The sequence below is a fragment of the Streptomyces sp. NPDC045701 genome, assembly GCF_056432045.1.
The window spans coordinates 1-15224 of sequence record NZ_JBWKJV010000010.1; the positions used below are offsets into that span (position 1 = coordinate 1).

A 15224-nucleotide genomic window follows, 5' to 3' on the forward strand; every position below is an offset into this window, starting at 1 on the left:
GGGTCGACGTCCTGTGGGCCATGCTGCGTGACAAGAGGCTGTTCACCTCCGCCCCGCCGGTCACGCAGGCGGCTTGACACGATCATTGAGATTCTTCTACCCACCCCGCGACCACGGGCTCACATCTGCGCCGCGCGCTCCGCGAAGATCCGCATGGCCTTGGCGGTGACCGGCCCGGGCGCACCGGTCAGCTCGCGCTCGTCGACGCGGTGGACGGCCTGGACGTCGCGGAGGGTGGAGGTCAGGAAGATCTCGTCGGCCCGCTCCAGGACGCCGATCGGCAGTTCGGTCTCCTGGGCGCCGGTCCATTCGACGGTCAGGGCCCTGGTGATGCCGGCCAGGCAGCCGGAGGCGAGCGGCGGCGTGTGGAGCTGCCCGTCCAGCACGACGAAGACGTTGGACCCGGTGCCCTCGCAGAGCTGCCCGACCGTGTTGGCGAACAGCGCCTCGCTCGCGCCCCGCTCGTGGGCCCTGGCGAGGGCGACGACGTTCTCGGCGTACGAGGTGGTCTTGAGGCCCGCCAGGGCGCTGCGCTCGTTGCGGGTCCACGGGACGGTGATCACGGCGGTGGTGTCGGCGCGGTGGCCGGTCTCGCCGAGGGCGACGACCAGCGTCGGGCCGGCGTCCCCGCGGTCGGAGCCGAGCGGCGAGAGCCCTCCGGTGTACGTGATGCGCAGCCGGCCCAGTGGCATGGGGTTGGCCTCCAGCACGGCGGCGCAGGCACGGCGCACCTCGTCGAGGTCCGGGTCGGGCAGGCCGAGGCCGCGCGCGGAGCGGGTCAGCCGGTCGAGGTGGGGCTCCAGCGCGAAGGGCCGGCCGGCCACGGCCTTGAGCGTCTCGAAGACGCCGTCGCCCACCGTCAGGCCGTGATCCAGTACGGAGACCCTGGCGGCCTCCGCGTCGTGCAGCCCGCCGTTGACCCACAGCTTCATTTCCCGATGGTCCTTCCGCTCGCCCGGTACGTCCCCGACGCTACCGCGAGCAGCCGGGAGGCCTTCAGTTCCGTCTCGGCCCACTCGCGTGCGGGGTCGGAGCCCCAGGTGATACCCGCGCCGGTGCCGAAGCGCAGCACCCCCGCGCCTTCGGCGCGGTCGATCCAGAAGGTGCGGATGCCGACGGCCAGCTCTCCCGTGCGGCGGTCGGCGTCGACCCAGCCGATGCCACCGCAGTACGGGCCGCGGGGCGCGTTCTCCAGCTCCTCGATGATCCGCAGGGCGCTGGACTTGGGCGCGCCCGTCACCGAGCCGGGCGGGAAGGTGGCGTCCAGGAGGTCCTTCCAGCCCGCTCCGGGCGTCAGCTCGCCGCGCACGGTGGAGACGAGGTGGACCAGGCCGGGGTGCGGCTCGACGGCGCAGAGCTCGGGGACGGTGACGGAGCCGGTGGCGCAGACCCGTCCGAGGTCGTTGCGGACGAGGTCGACGATCATCACGTTCTCGGCGCGGTCCTTGTCCAGGAGGTCCTGGGCGGTCCTGCCGGTGCCCTTGATGGGGCCGGACTCGACGGTGGAGCCGTCCCGCCGGAGGTAGAGCTCGGGCGAGGCGGTGGCTATCTCCACCCCGTGGGCGGGCAGCCGGATCGTTCCGGCGTAGGGGGCCGGGTTGCCGCGGGCGAGGAGCGCGGTGAGCGCGTCCACGTCGGCGGCGAGGTCCGGCAGGGGCGCCGACAGCACCCGGCAGAGGTTCGCCTGGTACACCTCGCCGGCCGCGATGTGCTCCCTGATCCGCCGTACGCCCGCGGTGTACGCGTCGCGGTCGAGCGAGGACGCCCAGTCACCGGCGGCGGGTCCGCGCCAGGCCCCGGGCACCGGAGCGGGCACCGGCACGGGGCGCACGTCACCGAAGCGGGCGCAGGTCAGACGGCCCTCGAAGTCCGCGGAGACGGCCCAGAAGCCGGACGAGTCGAGGGCCTCGGGGTCACTGGTGACATCCCGCAGGTCGGTTGCGACGAGGCCGCCGAAGCGGGCCAGAGGAGCGAGGTCGTGCACGGGTGCGAGTCTAGGGCGGGGACGGACGGGACGGCGCGGACCGGGGTCAGCGCAGCACGCTGGGCAAACGCGTTTTTGTACTGGCTCGGGAATCCGCTAGAGTTCAACACGTCGCCGGGCCGCGGAAGCGGAACGGAAACGACAAGCGGACGTGGCTCAGTTGGTAGAGCATCACCTTGCCAAGGTGAGGGTCGCGAGTTCGAATCTCGTCGTCCGCTCGAAGTGGGGGATCTTCCCGAACCCCTGCACTCCTGGTGGAGTGGCCGAGAGGCGAGGCAACGGCCTGCAAAGCCGTCTACACGGGTTCAAATCCCGTCTCCACCTCCAAGGACGATTAGCTCAGCGGGAGAGCGCTTCCCTGACACGGAAGAGGTCACTGGTTCAATCCCAGTATCGTCCACTGGATCTTCGGATCCCCCGCGCGATTAGCTCAGCGGGAGAGCGCTTCCCTGACACGGAAGAGGTCACTGGTTCAATCCCAGTATCGCGCACGCAGTGCCCATGATCCTCGGATCGTGGTCCCGAGGACGATTAGCTCAGCGGGAGAGCGCTTCCCTGACACGGAAGAGGTCACTGGTTCAATCCCAGTATCGTCCACATGGTCCGGAGCCCCGGCCGCGTCTCGCGGCCGGGGCTTCGTCGTCGTTCCGCCCGCTCAGGAGGAGAAGAGCATCCGCCCGAAGCCGCGCTGATGGCCGTGGTGCCCGTGGTGCGGGGCACCCCAGGCAGGGGCGTGCGGAGCCGGAGCGGCCGGGTACGCCGGCGGTGCGGGCGGGGCCTGCTGGACCCACTGCGCCTCCAGGCGGGTCAGGGCCTCCAGCTCGCCATAGTCGAGGAAGATCCCCCGGCAGCCGCTGCACTGCTCGATCTGGACGCCGTTGCGGTTGTAGGTGTGCATGGGGGCATGGCACTTGGGACACTGCATGCTCGGCTCAACTCCTCGTCTGACGGATGGTGTCCTCACCCTACGACGGAGCCCCCGGGTCCAACTCAGGCGGGAGTGTCGCAATTCGGGCACAGGCGTCGACGACGCTCAGCTCGACGTCGTCCAAGTCCCGGTTCTCCGCGGTGCTCTTGGCGATGGCCAGAGCCGCCGTCTGCACGGTCAGCGCACGGGTCGGCACGTCGAGCCGGGGCCACGGGTCGCCGTCGGGGGGCACGGCCGGGCCGCCCGCCGCCCGATAGGCGCCCAGGAAACGGTCCCACACCTCAGTGGCCAGCAGGCCGGCCGCGAACCAGGCGGCGGGCCGCGCCAGATCCCATGCCGGGTCGCCCAGACCGAGGTCGTCGACGTCGATGAGCAGCCAGGGGCCGCCGGCGGCCGGGTGGCGGACCAGCTGGCCGAGGTGGAGGTCGCCGTGGCAGACCGCCACCGGCCCCGGGCCGGGCGCCTCGCCCCGCGCCCACGCGGGCAGACCGCGCCAGGCGGCGCGCACCGGCCCGGTCGCGGGGTGCGGCCCGGCCGCCGCCATCCGCGCCACGGCCCGCGCCGCCTTGGCGGGGCCGCGCGTCACCGGCAGCGGGCCGGGCAGCTCGCCGGGCGGTACGCGGTGGAGGCGGGCGAGCAGGGTGGCCGCCTCTTCCCACGGCGCGGCGTCCGGGTCGGCGGGGTCGACGGGGCTGCCGTACGGCCAGGCGCTCACCGGGCGCCCGGCCACGTCGGGGGCGCTCGCCGGGAGGGGCGGCAGGAGGATGCCCGCCAGGCGGGGGTGGGCCGCGACCGCGAGGCGGGCGCGGTGGGCGGCGGTCTCGGTGTCCGGGGCGTGCGCCTTGACGACGGCGTCACCGTGCCGGACGACGGTGCCGTCGGGCCGGGCCGCCAGGACCGTGCCGGCCGCCCCGCACGCGCGGCACGGCACTCCGGCATGAGCGGCCCGCCGGGCGATGACCCCGAGCTCCCGCACGAGGGGATCGTTCTGCTGCTGCACCCCCCGACCCTACGCGGACGCGGAGCCCGGGCCGGGTCCCCTCCGGGCTCACCTCCCCGCCCACCGGCAGGCGTCGCGTGGCGGGTGAGCCACCCCAGGAGGGGCTCACGGCCGCCCAGGGGAGACAAAGCGGTGGCCGGCAGCTCCCCAGCTGCCGGCCACCGCTGCCGTCCGCCGCACCCCCGTCCCCACGGGGTTGTTGGCCGGATGACCCCGACCCGGGCCGCTCTCCCGGGTCCGGGGCGCCGCTCAGCGCCCCAGCATCACGCCCACGGACGACGCCTGTGTGACCACCGCGTCCCAGCCGCCGAAGGCGACCACGAGGAGCGCGGCCAGCGGGAGGACCATCGCCGTCGCCACCAGTGGGTGACGCCGGCCGGCCGGGCGGCCGCCGGACGAGGCGTACGCCTTCCGTCCCTGCGTGCGGACCATCGCCCGCGGTGCCGTGTCCGCCATGGTTCCTCTCCCGTCGGTTCCAGCAGCGGCGGGTGTCCGACCTCGGGGGACGAGTACCGTACCCGCCGCTTGACCTCAACATTAGGGAAGCGGCGGGCCCGGCACGTCATGCCCGCGTACCCTTTGGCGGGCCTCCCGGAGGATGAGCCGCCGGTGGGCGGCGTACTCCCCTGGGTGGAGACGGGCCGCCAGAGGTCGGGGGTCTTCCCCAGGGGCCGCAGGGCGGGTGACGTCCCTCACGTCCGGTCGGCCCCTCCGAACGGTCCGTCACCCCGGAGGGTCAACCCCCTTGACGGCGGCGGCCATTGGGGCGGCGGCCGGGTCTCCGGCCCCCGGCGGCACCGACAATCGATCGGCCCGCGAGGGCGCGGCCTATGAGCACCCCGGGGCGCGGGTACGTAAGCTGTGCCACGTCAAACGGACACGGTGCAGCGAGGGTGGGGCCTCCCCACCGTAGGTAGGGGACGGACATGGCGATGATGCGGCTCCGGCGCGAGGATCCGCGTGTCGTCGGCTCATTCAGGCTCCACCGGCGGCTCGGCGCGGGCGGCATGGGGGTCGTGTACCTCGGGTCGGACCGGCGCGGGCAGCGGGTGGCCCTGAAGGTGATCCGGCCGGATCTCGCCGAGGACCAGGAGTTCAGGTCGCGCTTCGCGCGCGAGGTGTCTGCCGCCCGGCGGATCCGCGGCGGGTGCACGGCCCGGCTGGTGGCGGCCGATCTGGAGGCCGACCGTCCCTGGTTCGCCACCCAATACGTACCGGGCCCCTCCCTGCACGACAAGGTCGCCGAGGAGGGTCCCCTGTCGGCGGCGGACACCGCGGCCATCGGCGCGGCGCTCTCCGAGGGGCTGGTCGCGGTCCATGAGGCCGGGGTGGTCCACCGGGACCTGAAGCCGTCCAACATCCTCCTGTCCCCCAAGGGCCCGCGGATCATCGACTTCGGGATCGCCTGGGCGACCGGCGCCTCGACGCTGACCCATGTGGGCACGGCGGTGGGCTCGCCCGGCTTCCTGGCACCCGAGCAGGTGCGGGGCGCGGCGGTGACCCCGGCGACGGACGTCTTCGCGCTGGGGGCGACCCTGGCGTACGCGGCGATGGCGGACTCGCCCTTCGGGCACGGCAGTTCCGAGGTCATGCTGTACCGGGTGGTGCACGAGGAGCCGCAGTTGCAGGGCGTGCCGGACGCGCTCGCGCCGCTCGTACGGGCCTGTCTCGCCAAGGACCCGGAGGACCGTCCCAGCACGCTGCAACTGTCGATGCGGCTGAAGGAGATCGCGGCCCGCGAGGCGCAGGGGCTGTCGGACGTCCGGCCGCCGGCGGCGCGGTCGGCGGGCCGGCCGGTGGACGACCGGCCCACGGGGCGGCTGACGGAGCGCTACCCGGAGCGCACCACGCAGGGGCGCGCCCAGCGCACGCCGGCGCCCAAGGCGCGGGGCGGGCAACCGCCGCGCGTCTCGTCGCCGCGCAACCAGGCCCGTCCGCCGTCCCGGACGGGCGGCGGCCGGACGGCGTCGAGGCCCGGGGTGCGCACGGGAGCCGGTGGTGGCCCGCGCCGTCCCGCGAACCCCCGGCTGCTGCGGCAGCGGCTCTTCGTGTTCGTGGTCGTGACGCTGATCGTGCTGCTGGGGATCGCGGCTGCGCAGGGCCTTCAGGGGTAGCGGTTCAGTCCTGAGGGCGGCCGGCCGCCACCGCGTAGAAGGCGACCGCGGCCGCCGCGCCCACGTTGAGCGAGTCCACGCCGTGGGCCATCGGGATGCGCACCCACTCGTCGGCCGCCATCAGCGCCTTGGCGGTGAGTCCGTCGCCCTCCGCGCCCAGCATGAGGGCGACCCGCTCCAGGCGGTGCGGGGCGGCCGCGTCGATGCTCGTGGCCTTCTCGCCGGGCGTCAGGGCGAGCAGTCTGAAGCCCGCCTCCCGGACCGTCTCCAGCCCTCGGGGCCAGGTGTCGAGACGGGCGTACGGGACGGAGAAGACCGCGCCCATGGAGACCTTCACCGACCGGCGGTACAGCGGGTCCGCGCAGTCCGGCGACAGCAGGACGGCGTCCATGCCGAGGGCGGCGGCGCTGCGGAAGATGGCGCCGATGTTCGTGTGGTCGTTCACGCCCTCCATGACGACCACCCGGCGGGCGCCGGCGAGCAGTTCGCCGGCGGTGGGCAGCGGCTTGCGCTGCATGGAGGCGAGGGCGCCCCGGTGGACGTGGTAGCCGGTGACGCGTTCGGCGAGGTCCGGCGTCACCGTGTACACGGGCGCCGGGACCTCGTCGATGACGTCCCGCATGACGTCGACCCACTTGGCGGACAGCAGCATCGACCGCATCTCGTACCCGGCCTGCCGGGCGCGGCGGATGACCTTCTCGCCCTCGGCGATGAACAGGCCCTCGGCGGGCTCGCGCCTGCGGCGCAGTTCGACGTCGGTCAGGCCGGTGTAGTCGCGCAGGCGCGGGTCGTCGGGGTCGTCGATGGTGAGGAGATCGGCCACGGGGTGATATCGCCTTGTCCGGTGCGGGGTGCCAACTGGTTACGTGGTGCTCTTGTGCGGGCCCTCGGCGACGACCGGGCCGATGACGATCACGGCGGGCGGGCGTACGTCCTCCGCCGCGACCCGCTCGGCCACCGTGGCGAGGGTCGCGTCCACCCGGCGCTGGGCGGCCGTCGTACCCTCCTGCACCAGCGCGAGCGGGGTGTCCGGGGCCTTGCCGTGCGCCATGAGCGCCTCGGCGATCGCCCCGATCTTGTCGACGCCCATGAGGATGACGAGGGTGCCGGTCAGCTTGGCGAGCGACGCCCAGTCGACGAGCGAGCGCGGGTCGTCGGGCGCGACATGGCCGCTGACCACGGTGAACTCATGGGCCACGCCCCGGTGCGTGACCGGGATGCCGGCCGCTCCTGGGACGCTGATCGAGCTGGAGATGCCGGGCACGACCGTGCACGCGATGCCCGCCTCGGCGAGCGCCTGTGCCTCCTCCATGCCCCGGCCGAAGACGAAGGGGTCGCCGCCCTTGAGCCGCACCACGGACTTGCCGGCCTTGGCGTGCTCGATGAGGGCGTTGTTGATGGCCTCCTGGGCCATGAACCGGCCGTACGGGATCTTCGCCGCGTCGATCACCTCGACGTGCGGCGGCAGCTCGTCGAGCAGGTCGCGCGGGCCGAGGCGGTCGGCGACGACCACGTCGGCCTCGGCCAGCAGCCGACGGCCGCGCACGGTGATCAGGTCCGGGTCGCCGGGGCCGCCGCCGACCAGGGCGACGAAGGGGGTGCGGGAGCGGTGGTGCGGCGCCGCGATCGACCCGTCGCGCAGCCCTTCGACGATGGCGTCCCGCACGGCGGCGGAGCGGCGCGGGTCGTGCCCGGTGAGCACGGCGACGGTGACGCCCTCGCTGCGGCCGGTGGCCGGGGTCCAGGCCGTGGCCGCCTCGGCGTCGTCGGAGCGTACGCACCAGACCCGGTTGCGCTCCGCCTCGGCGGACGCGCGGGCGTTGGCCTCCGGGTCGGTGGCGGCGATCAGGGCGTACCAGGCGTCGGCCAGGTCTCCGTCCTCGTACCGGCGCCTGGTCCAGGTGATCTCACCGGCCTCCGCCATGGCCTCGACGGACGGCGTGGCGGACGGGGAGACCAGGGTGATGTCGGCGCCCGCCGCGATGAGGGCGGGGAGGCGTCGCTGGGCGACCTGGCCGCCGCCGATGACGACGACGCGGCGCCCGGTCAGGCGCAGTCCGACGGGGTAGGCGGGGTGCTCGGCGTTCTCGGCCATGGCGGTGCGGCTCCTCGGCGAGGCGGTGGTGCGGTGTGCGGAGCCGCTGCGACGGTGAAGCGGCTGGTGGGGCGGGGGTGGCGCGGCGCTGGGGACGCTGCGACCACGATACGGTGCGCCCCGCCGGGCGGGCCGGGGGCGGTGCCCCGGGGACCCGGTTCGTCGCGCGGGGCTCACGGGTGCGCGTCACTCGTGGACGACGCGGTACGGAGGGTGCGGGGCCCGCCCCGCACCCGTCCGCGTACCGCTGGTCGGCTACTTCTCGGTGACGCCGGCCGAGTCGAACGTCGCCACCTCGTGCATCGCGCGGGCCGCGCTCTGGATGACCGGGAGGGCCAGCAGGGCACCGGTCCCCTCGCCCAGGCGGAGGTCGAGGTCCACCAGGGGGCGCAGGCCCAGCTTGTTGAGCGCCGCCATGTGGCCCGGCTCAGCGCTGCGGTGACCGGCGATGCAGGCCGCCAGCGCCTCGGGGGCGATGGCCCGGGCCACGAGGGCCGCGGCGCCCGCGCTCACGCCGTCGAGGACAACCGGCGTACGCAGCGAGGCACCGCCCAGGATGAAGCCGACGAGCGCCGCGTGCTCCAGGCCGCCGACCGCGGCGAGGACGCCGATGGGGTCGGCCGGGTCCGGCTGGTGCAGCTCCAGTCCGCGCCGGACGACGTCGACCTTGCGGGCGTGCATCTCGTCGTTGATGCCCGTGCCCCGGCCGGTGACCTCGGCGGGGTCGACGTCCGTGTAGACGGAGATCAGCGCGGCGGACGCGGTGGTGTTGGCGATGCCCATCTCACCGGTCAGCAGGCCCTTGTTGCCGGCCGCGACCAGGTCCCGGGCCGTCTCGATACCCACCTCGACGGCCGCGAGCACGTCCTCGCGGCTGAGGGCGGGGCCGGTGGTGAAGTCGGCGGTGCCGGGGCGCACCTTGCGCGGCAGGAGGCCGGGGGTGGCCGGCAGGTCGCCGGCGACGCCGACGTCGATGACGCAGACCTCGGCGCCCACCTGGTTGGCGAACGCGTTGCAGACCGCGCCGCCGCCGAGGAAGTTGGCGACCATCTGGGCCGTCACCTCCTGGGGCCAGGCGGTGACGCCCTGGGCGTGCACCCCGTGGTCGCCCGCGAAGATCGCGACGGCCGCGGGCTCGGGGATGGGCGGCGGGCACATCCGGGACAGTCCGGAGAGCTGGGCGGAGATGATCTCCAGCATGCCGAGCGCACCGGCGGGCTTGGTCATGCGCTTCTGTCGTTCCCATGCCTCGCCGAGCGCCTTGGCGTCGAGCGGGCGGATGTTGGAGACGGTCTCCTGCAGCAGGTCGTGCGGCTCCTCGCCGGGGAGGGCGCGGCGGCCGTACGTCTCCTCGTGGACGACCCACGACAGCGGGCGGCGCCTGGACCAGCCCGCCTGCATCAGCTCGGGCTCCTCCGGGAACTCGTCGACGTACCCCACGCAGAGGTACGCGACGACTTCGAGGTGCTCGGGCAGGCCGAGGGCGCGGACCATCTCCCGCTCGTCGAAGAAGCTGACCCAGCCGACGCCGAGCCCTTCGGCCCGGGCGGCGAGCCACAGGTTCTCGACGGCGAGCGCGGAGGAGTACGGCGCCATCTGCGGCTGCGTGTGGCGGCCCAGGGTGTGCCGGCCGCCCCGCGTGGGGTCGGCGGTGACCACGATGTTGACCGGGGTGTCGAGGATGGCCTCGATCTTCAGTTCCTTGAACTGCTTGGCCCGGCCCTTGGGCAGCGACTTCGCGTACGCCTCGCGCTGGCGCTGGGCGAGCTCGTGCATCGTGCGCCGCGTCTCGGCGGAGCGGATGACGACGAAGTCCCAGGGCTGCGAGTGGCCGACGGACGGTGCCGTGTGGGCGGCTTCGAGGACCCGGAGGAGGACCTCGTGCGGGATCGGGTCGCTGCGGAAGCCGTTGCGGATGTCGCGGCGCTCGCGCATCACGCGGAGCACGGCCTCGCGTTCGACGTCGTCGTAACCGGGGGCCGGCGCGCCGTGGCCGGCGGTTTCCGGGGCGGTGGCGTCCGGCGCGGCGGTGGCGTCGTCCGGGGCGGCGGCGACGGCGGGGGTGGGCGTGGGCTCCGGGGCGGCGGCGACGTCGGGAGCGGCCGGGGCGGCGGCGACGGGGGCCTCCGGCTCGATGGCCTCGGGCCGCTCGGGCGCGACCTGCTCGGGCGCGGCGTCGGCGGCCACCGGCTGCTCGGCCGGCATGGGCTCCTCGGCGGGTAGCGGCCGGTCGGCGGACACCGGCTCTTCGGGCGCCGTGACCTCGGGCGCGGGCTGCTCGGTGGGCACCGGCTGTGCGGGCGCCGGCTGCTCGGCGACCGGCTCGGGGGCGACCATCTCCGCCGGCTGTGCGGGCGCCGGGACGGGCGCCACGGGGTCGGCGACCGGCTCGGGGGCGACCGGTTCGGGGGCGACAATCTCCGCCGGCGCCGGCTGTGCGGGCGCCGGGACGGGCGCCACGGGGTCGGCGACCGGCTGCTCGGCGGGCACCGCCTGCTCGGCACCGGCCGCCTCCGCCACCGGCTCGGCGGGCGCGGGTTCCGGGGCGACCGGCTGCGCGGGAACCTCGGCCTGCTCGGGGACGGCCGCCTCGGGCACGGCCGCCTCGGGCACGGCCGCCTCGGCAGCCGGCACCGGCTGCTGGGCCGGGGCCGCCGTCACGGCCGGGGCTCCGCCGTCCCGGGGTGCCGGGACGGTCACGGCGATGTCCTGGGGGGACCCGGCCGCCTCCGGGGAGGGCCCGGTCGCGAGCTCGGGCACCGGCTCGACGGCCACCTCCTGGGCGGCGGACGGCATCGGGGCGAGGTGCGGCGCGGTCGGGACGGAGCCCTCGACCGGGACGAACTGCCCGGTCGGCGCGGGCGCCGGCGCAGGAACGACCGTTTCTGCTGCGGCAGGGAGCGGCATCTGCGGCGCCTGCGGCTGCGACCACGGCTCCGCGCTCTGCGGCGGCAGTTCGCCGAGCTGCGGGCCGGGCAGCGCGGCGGCGGGCGCCTCGCGCGGCACGTCCAGGTACTCCGGACCACCGCCGGAGGTCGCCGGTCCGGGATTGGCGGGCCCGCGGTCGGCGAGCGAGCGGACGACTCCGCCCGAGGTGCCCGGTACCGGCGGACCCATGTGGAGCGGGCGCCGCGCGGGCGCGGGAGCCTGCACCTGGGCGGGCTCGGGAGCGGCGGCCGGGGCCGCCTCGGGCATCCGTACGCCGGAGAGGTCGACCGAGCCGGAGTCACGGCCACCGGCCTCGTGCGCACCGGCCTCGTGGACCACGGGCTCGTGGACCACGGGCTCGGGCGCGACCTGCTCGTGCGCGACCTGCTCGTACGGGCCGACTGCGGCGTCCTGGACGGCGGTCTCGTGCACCGCCGCCTCGGGCACCCCGGCGTCGTGCGCCGCGGCGTCGGGAACCGGCTCCGCGTGCGGGGCGGGCTCGTAGGCGGCCGGCTCGTAGGCGACGGGGGCGGCCGGGTCGTGCGCCATCGGAGCGGCCTGCGCGGACGGGTCGTACCCGGCCTGCTGGAGCTGCTGGGCCGCGGCCTGCTGCTCGGCGATCACTGCCGCGCCCACCGGGTCCACCGTCGGCGGAACCGTGGCGGGCATCGCCATGGATGCCGCCGGCGCCGGGGCGACGCCGGCCGGCGGCTCGCCCCAGGCACCCTGCGACCCCGGCATCAACAGCAGGTCGTCGTCCTCGGCGGTGTTCTCGGAGGGGTCCAGGAAGGTGTACGCGCCCGGAGCGGGGATGCCCGGCTGCTCCACCATGCCTGCGTTCTCCGGCTGCCCCTCGCCCGGGACCTGGCCGGTGTCAGTCATGCGTACCCCTCGCCCATCGGTTGTGCTCCTTCAGACCGTCGCCCGTCAACAAGAACGAGCCTGCGCGCCGCGCGGCACGAACGGCGCGCGGACATCACGTATTGTCGCGGCCTTCGGCCGCCGTGGCAGCGGGATCCGCCGCCCTCGGCTGTGGACTGCGCCACGTTGCGCAACCCCCCGGTAACGCCGTACCACGCCGGGGGTCGAAAAGATCCCCCTTTTCCGGACATTGACGAACCAATCTTCGAACGCCCGGCCGCCGTACAACAATCGGCCAGCCTACCCGCCGTCGCGTGGTGACATGGTCACGGGGAGGGCGCCGGCCTGTGCCCGGACAGCAGGAAGACCACCTGGCGGTCGCGTTCCGTCCAGGCCCCCGGGTCGAGGTCGACGGACTGGAGAAGGGCGCACTCGACCTCGTACCCGCCGTCCGCCAGGGCCGTGCCGATGGCCTCGGCCTCGTCGCGGGTGGTCGCGTGCGCGACGATCCTTTCGGGGCGGCGGTCCGCGCAGGCGGTGACGACGACCGCTCCCCCGCCGCCCACGCGCACGACGTCGGGTTCGGGCAGTCGCTCGAGCACGTGCGGCGCGCGTCCCGCCACGGTCTGGAGCTGTACGCCGAACCGGCGTGCGGCGGCCTCGGTGCGGGCGCAGGCGGCCGGGTCCTCGTCGACCGCGATCACGGCCGCTCCGAAGCGGGCTGCCTCCACGGCCAGCGGCCCGGCGCCGCAGCCGATGTCCCACACGAGGTCGCCGGCGCGCGGGCCGAGGCGGGCGAGCTGGGCGGCCCGCAGGCCGGCCGACTCGCCGATGCGCAGGTCGTCACCGTGGACGTGTGCGGGCAGCCCCCAGCCGCGTACCGCTCCGGGGTCCTGGCCCATCAGCCATCCGCCGCCCTGGGAAGCGGCCGCGGTGCCGCCGATGACGATGACGACGTTGGGGTCGCGCCAGGCGTGGTCGGCGGCCTTGTCGGAGGTCAGCACGGTGACCTGCTCGCGCTCGGTGCCGAGTTCCTCGCAGATGACGAAGGTGCGGTGGACGCCGTCGAGGAGGAGGGCGAGTTCGGCGGGTCCGGCGCCCGGGGAGGTGAGGACGGCGACCTTGGGGTGGGCCCGGCAGACGTTGACGGCGCGGCGCAGCGTACGGCTGTGGGCGACGACGATCCGGGCGTCGTCCCACGGCATGCCGGCGCGGGCGAAGGCGGCGGCGACGGAGGAGACGGCGGGCACCACTTCGACCTCGAGGCCGTACTGGGGTGCGCGCAGGGTGCGGACGACGCCGAAGAAGCCGGGGTCGCCGTCGGCGAGGACCACGGCGGTCCCGCGGTGGCCGGCGATGCGGCGGGCGGCGAGGTCGACGCTGCCGAGGCGGACGCGTTCGGCGGTGGGCGGAACCTCCGGGAGGGCCAGGTGGTGGCCGGCTCCGGCCACCAGGGTGGCGGCCGAGAGGGCGGACCTGGCGGCGGCGGTGAGGGGCGAGCCGTCCCATCCGATCACCGTGACCCGGTCGGCCATCTTCGTCCGTCTCCTGGAGTGTTGGTGGGGGTCGAGTGGAGTGCTGGTGAGCGTACCGGGTCTCAGTTCCAGTCGGTGAACGAGGAGTACCCGGCGTCGGCGAGCTGGTCGGCGGCGCCTTCCAGGTCCTCGGGGAGCAGGCTCCAGACGATCAGGTCGGTCCTGATGTCGGTCCAGCCGCCGTCCTCCGTCTGGGTGCGCGCTATCCAGGCGTTGCGCAGGACGCCCTCGCTGATGCAGCCGATCTTCTGGGCGACCTGCTGGGAGGCGGTGTTGTCGGCGGCGGTGCGCAGCTCCAGGCGTTCGAAGCGCTGGTCGCGGAAGAGCCACTGGGCGACGGCGAGGACGGACTCGGTGGCGTATCCCTCGCCGCGGGCCCAGGGGGCGGTGACGTAGGCGATCTCGGTGGCGCGGGTGCGCCAGTTGGTGTTCCGGAGGTGGACGATGCCGACGAGCCGCTGGGTGAGGAACTCGGTGACGGCGAGGACGACGCCGCGGCCCTCCGTGCGTTCCGCGGGAGCGATCCTGCGCACCCAGTCCTCGGCGTGGGCGGTGGTGTAGGGGTGGGGTACGGGGGTCCAGGCGACGACCATCTCGTCGTTCATCATCTCGGTGTGCGCGGGGACGTCCGCGTCCTCGTAAGGGCGCAGCACCAACCGTTCCGTGCTGATGGAGATGTCCGGAAAGGTGGTAGTCATGCGCAGCTCCATGCCGGGGACCGTCCGTAAAGGCCGTGAACGCACAGCATGCAGCATGCAGTCGGTGGTGCGCATGGCCGGGTCGGTACGGATTCGTCGGTACAAATACGTCGACTCGTCGATGCGTCGACACCGGCGGGGCCCCGCGCACCGGACGGAGTGCGCGGGGCCCGCTCGCCCTGCCGACGGGCTTACTTGACCGCGCCGAAGGCGGGGACGATGGAGCCGTCCTTGTAGGTGTCCTCGATGTACTTCTTCACCTCGGGCGAGTTGAGGAGCTCGGCGAGCTTCCGCACGCGCGCGTCCTTCTCGTTGCCCTTCTTGACGGCGAGGAAGTTGGCGTACGGGTTGCCCTCGGCCTTCTCCAGGGCCAGGGCGTCCTCGGCCGGGCTGAGCTTGGCCTCGATGGCGTAGTTGCCGTTGATGACGGCGGCGTCGACGTCGTTCAGGGCGCGGGGCACGGTGGCGGCCTCCAGCTCCTTGAACTCCAGGCCCTTCTTGTCCTTGATGTCGGACAGCTTGCCGTTGGCGCCGACACCGTCCTTCAGGGTGATGACGCCGTTGTCGGCGAGCAGCTTGAGCGCGCGGCCGCCGTTGGTGGTGTCGTTGGGGACGGCGACGGTCCGGCCGGGCTTGAGGTCCTTGAGGGACTTCAGCTTCTTGGAGTAGAGGCCGAGCGGCTCCAGGTGGACGTCGACGACCGGGACGATGTGCGTGTCGTTCTTCTTGTTGAAGTCGTCCAGGTACGGCTTGTGCTGGAAGTAGTTGGCGTCGACCTGGCCGCTCTCGGTGGCGGTGTTGGGCAGGACGTAGTCCGTGAACTCCTTCACCTCCAGCTTGAGGCCGGCCTTCTCGGCGAGGTTGTCCCGGACGTAGGTCAGGATGTCGGCGTGCGGCGTCGGGGACGCGGCGACGACGAGCGGCGAGGAGGCGTCGGCCTTGCCGGAGCCGCCCTTGGAGGCGGACGGGTCGGAGGCCGTGCCGCAGGCGGTGAGGCCGAGGGCGAGGGCGGTGATGGTGGCGAAGGCGCCGGTGAGCTTGATGTTCTTACGCACGAAAAGTGCCTCTTTCTGGTGGTGCG

Annotated in this window: 12 protein-coding genes and 5 tRNA genes; 6 read left to right on the plus strand and 11 right to left on the minus strand. The window is 74.3% G+C overall.

The window, feature by feature from the left end; all coding sequences use genetic code 11:
• Window positions 1-119: 119 nt before the first annotated feature.
• On the minus strand, window positions 120-932 hold the full coding sequence (locus AC07DW_RS13985) for an aminotransferase class IV (RefSeq protein ID WP_478857887.1): 813 nt from the start codon (window positions 930-932) through the stop codon (window positions 120-122).
• Complete coding sequence (locus tag AC07DW_RS13990) at window positions 929-1984, minus strand: chorismate-binding protein (RefSeq protein WP_478857888.1); 1056 nt, start codon at window positions 1982-1984, stop codon at window positions 929-931. The genes AC07DW_RS13985 and AC07DW_RS13990 overlap by 4 nt, the downstream gene beginning before the upstream one ends.
• Window positions 1985-2129: 145 nt before the next feature.
• Here AC07DW_RS13990 and AC07DW_RS13995 point away from each other — a divergent pair.
• From AC07DW_RS13995 to AC07DW_RS14015, 5 genes are all read left to right on the plus strand, one after another.
• Window positions 2130-2202 (plus strand) — tRNA-Gly (locus tag AC07DW_RS13995).
• Window positions 2203-2237: 35 nt separating this feature from the next.
• Window positions 2238-2311, plus strand: a tRNA-Cys gene (locus AC07DW_RS14000).
• Between the two features lies 1 nt (window position 2312).
• A tRNA-Val gene (locus AC07DW_RS14005) sits at window positions 2313-2384 on the plus strand.
• Window positions 2385-2403: 19 nt separating this feature from the next.
• Window positions 2404-2475: transfer RNA gene (locus tag AC07DW_RS14010), tRNA-Val, on the plus strand.
• A 34-nt stretch (window positions 2476-2509) separates the two neighbouring features.
• Window positions 2510-2581 (plus strand) — tRNA-Val (locus AC07DW_RS14015).
• A gap of 58 nt (window positions 2582-2639) precedes the next feature.
• Here the strand turns inward: AC07DW_RS14015 and AC07DW_RS14020 are convergent.
• The 3 genes from AC07DW_RS14020 to AC07DW_RS14030 all read right to left on the minus strand — a co-directional run bounded on the left by AC07DW_RS14020 (window position 2640) and on the right by AC07DW_RS14030 (window position 4368).
• On the minus strand, window positions 2640-2909 hold the full coding sequence (locus AC07DW_RS14020) for a TFIIB-type zinc ribbon-containing protein (protein ID WP_478857889.1): 270 nt from the start codon (window positions 2907-2909) through the stop codon (window positions 2640-2642).
• 40 nt (window positions 2910-2949) lie between these two features.
• Window positions 2950-3912, minus strand: a complete 963-nt coding sequence (locus tag AC07DW_RS14025; RefSeq protein WP_478857890.1) for a phosphotransferase family protein — start codon at window positions 3910-3912, stop codon at window positions 2950-2952.
• A gap of 249 nt (window positions 3913-4161) precedes the next feature.
• Entirely contained in the window at window positions 4162-4368 is a 207-nt protein-coding gene (locus AC07DW_RS14030) for a hypothetical protein (protein WP_478857891.1), read from the minus strand.
• Window positions 4369-4838: 470 nt separating this feature from the next.
• On the opposite strand from AC07DW_RS14030, the gene AC07DW_RS14035 reads away from it, so the two are divergent.
• Window positions 4839-6026 carry a serine/threonine-protein kinase gene (locus AC07DW_RS14035; RefSeq protein ID WP_478857892.1) on the plus strand — a complete coding sequence of 396 codons (1188 nt, stop codon included), beginning with the start codon at window positions 4839-4841 and terminating at the stop codon, window positions 6024-6026.
• Window positions 6027-6030: 4 nt separating this feature from the next.
• Here AC07DW_RS14035 and AC07DW_RS14040 read toward each other — a convergent pair whose 3' ends face one another.
• The 6 genes from AC07DW_RS14040 to AC07DW_RS14065 form a co-directional block, all read right to left on the minus strand.
• Complete coding sequence (locus AC07DW_RS14040; RefSeq protein ID WP_478857893.1) at window positions 6031-6849, minus strand: TrmH family RNA methyltransferase; 819 nt, start codon at window positions 6847-6849, stop codon at window positions 6031-6033.
• 39 nt (window positions 6850-6888) lie between these two features.
• Entirely contained in the window at window positions 6889-8121 is a 1233-nt protein-coding gene (gene cobA, locus AC07DW_RS14045; protein ID WP_478857894.1) for a uroporphyrinogen-III C-methyltransferase, read from the minus strand.
• 255 nt (window positions 8122-8376) lie between these two features.
• A complete protein-coding gene (cobT, locus tag AC07DW_RS14050) occupies window positions 8377-11931 on the minus strand; it encodes a nicotinate-nucleotide--dimethylbenzimidazole phosphoribosyltransferase (RefSeq protein ID WP_478857895.1) in 3555 nt (1184 codons plus the stop codon).
• Between the two features lie 305 nt (window positions 11932-12236).
• The gene (gene cbiE / locus AC07DW_RS14055; RefSeq protein WP_478857896.1) at window positions 12237-13445 is read right to left on the minus strand and encodes a precorrin-6y C5,15-methyltransferase (decarboxylating) subunit CbiE; all 1209 of its coding nucleotides are present in this window, start codon (window positions 13443-13445) and stop codon (window positions 12237-12239) included.
• Window positions 13446-13507: 62 nt separating this feature from the next.
• Entirely contained in the window at window positions 13508-14155 is a 648-nt protein-coding gene (locus AC07DW_RS14060; protein WP_478857897.1) for a GNAT family N-acetyltransferase, read from the minus strand.
• 179 nt (window positions 14156-14334) lie between these two features.
• Window positions 14335-15198, minus strand: coding sequence for a MetQ/NlpA family ABC transporter substrate-binding protein (locus AC07DW_RS14065; protein ID WP_478857898.1), 864 nt, complete (start codon window positions 15196-15198; stop codon window positions 14335-14337).
• Window positions 15199-15224 lie beyond the last annotated feature (26 nt).

Excerpts from the sequence above, each read along its gene's own strand:
- AC07DW_RS14020 (WP_478857889.1), bottom strand. The coding sequence starts at position 2,909 with ATGCAGTGTCCCAAGTGCCATGCCCCCATGCACACCTACAACCGCAAC.
- cbiE (WP_478857896.1), bottom strand. The coding sequence starts at position 13,445 with ATGGCCGACCGGGTCACGGTGATCGGATGGGACGGCTCGCCCCTCACC.
- cobT (WP_478857895.1), bottom strand. The coding sequence starts at position 11,931 with ATGACTGACACCGGCCAGGTCCCGGGCGAGGGGCAGCCGGAGAACGCA.
- AC07DW_RS14060 (WP_478857897.1), bottom strand. The coding sequence starts at position 14,155 with ATGGAGCTGCGCATGACTACCACCTTTCCGGACATCTCCATCAGCACG.
- AC07DW_RS14035 (WP_478857892.1), top strand. The coding sequence starts at position 4,839 with ATGGCGATGATGCGGCTCCGGCGCGAGGATCCGCGTGTCGTCGGCTCA.
- AC07DW_RS14030 (WP_478857891.1), bottom strand. The coding sequence starts at position 4,368 with ATGGCGGACACGGCACCGCGGGCGATGGTCCGCACGCAGGGACGGAAG.
- AC07DW_RS13985 (WP_478857887.1), bottom strand. The coding sequence starts at position 932 with ATGAAGCTGTGGGTCAACGGCGGGCTGCACGACGCGGAGGCCGCCAGG.
- cobA (WP_478857894.1), bottom strand. The coding sequence starts at position 8,121 with ATGGCCGAGAACGCCGAGCACCCCGCCTACCCCGTCGGACTGCGCCTG.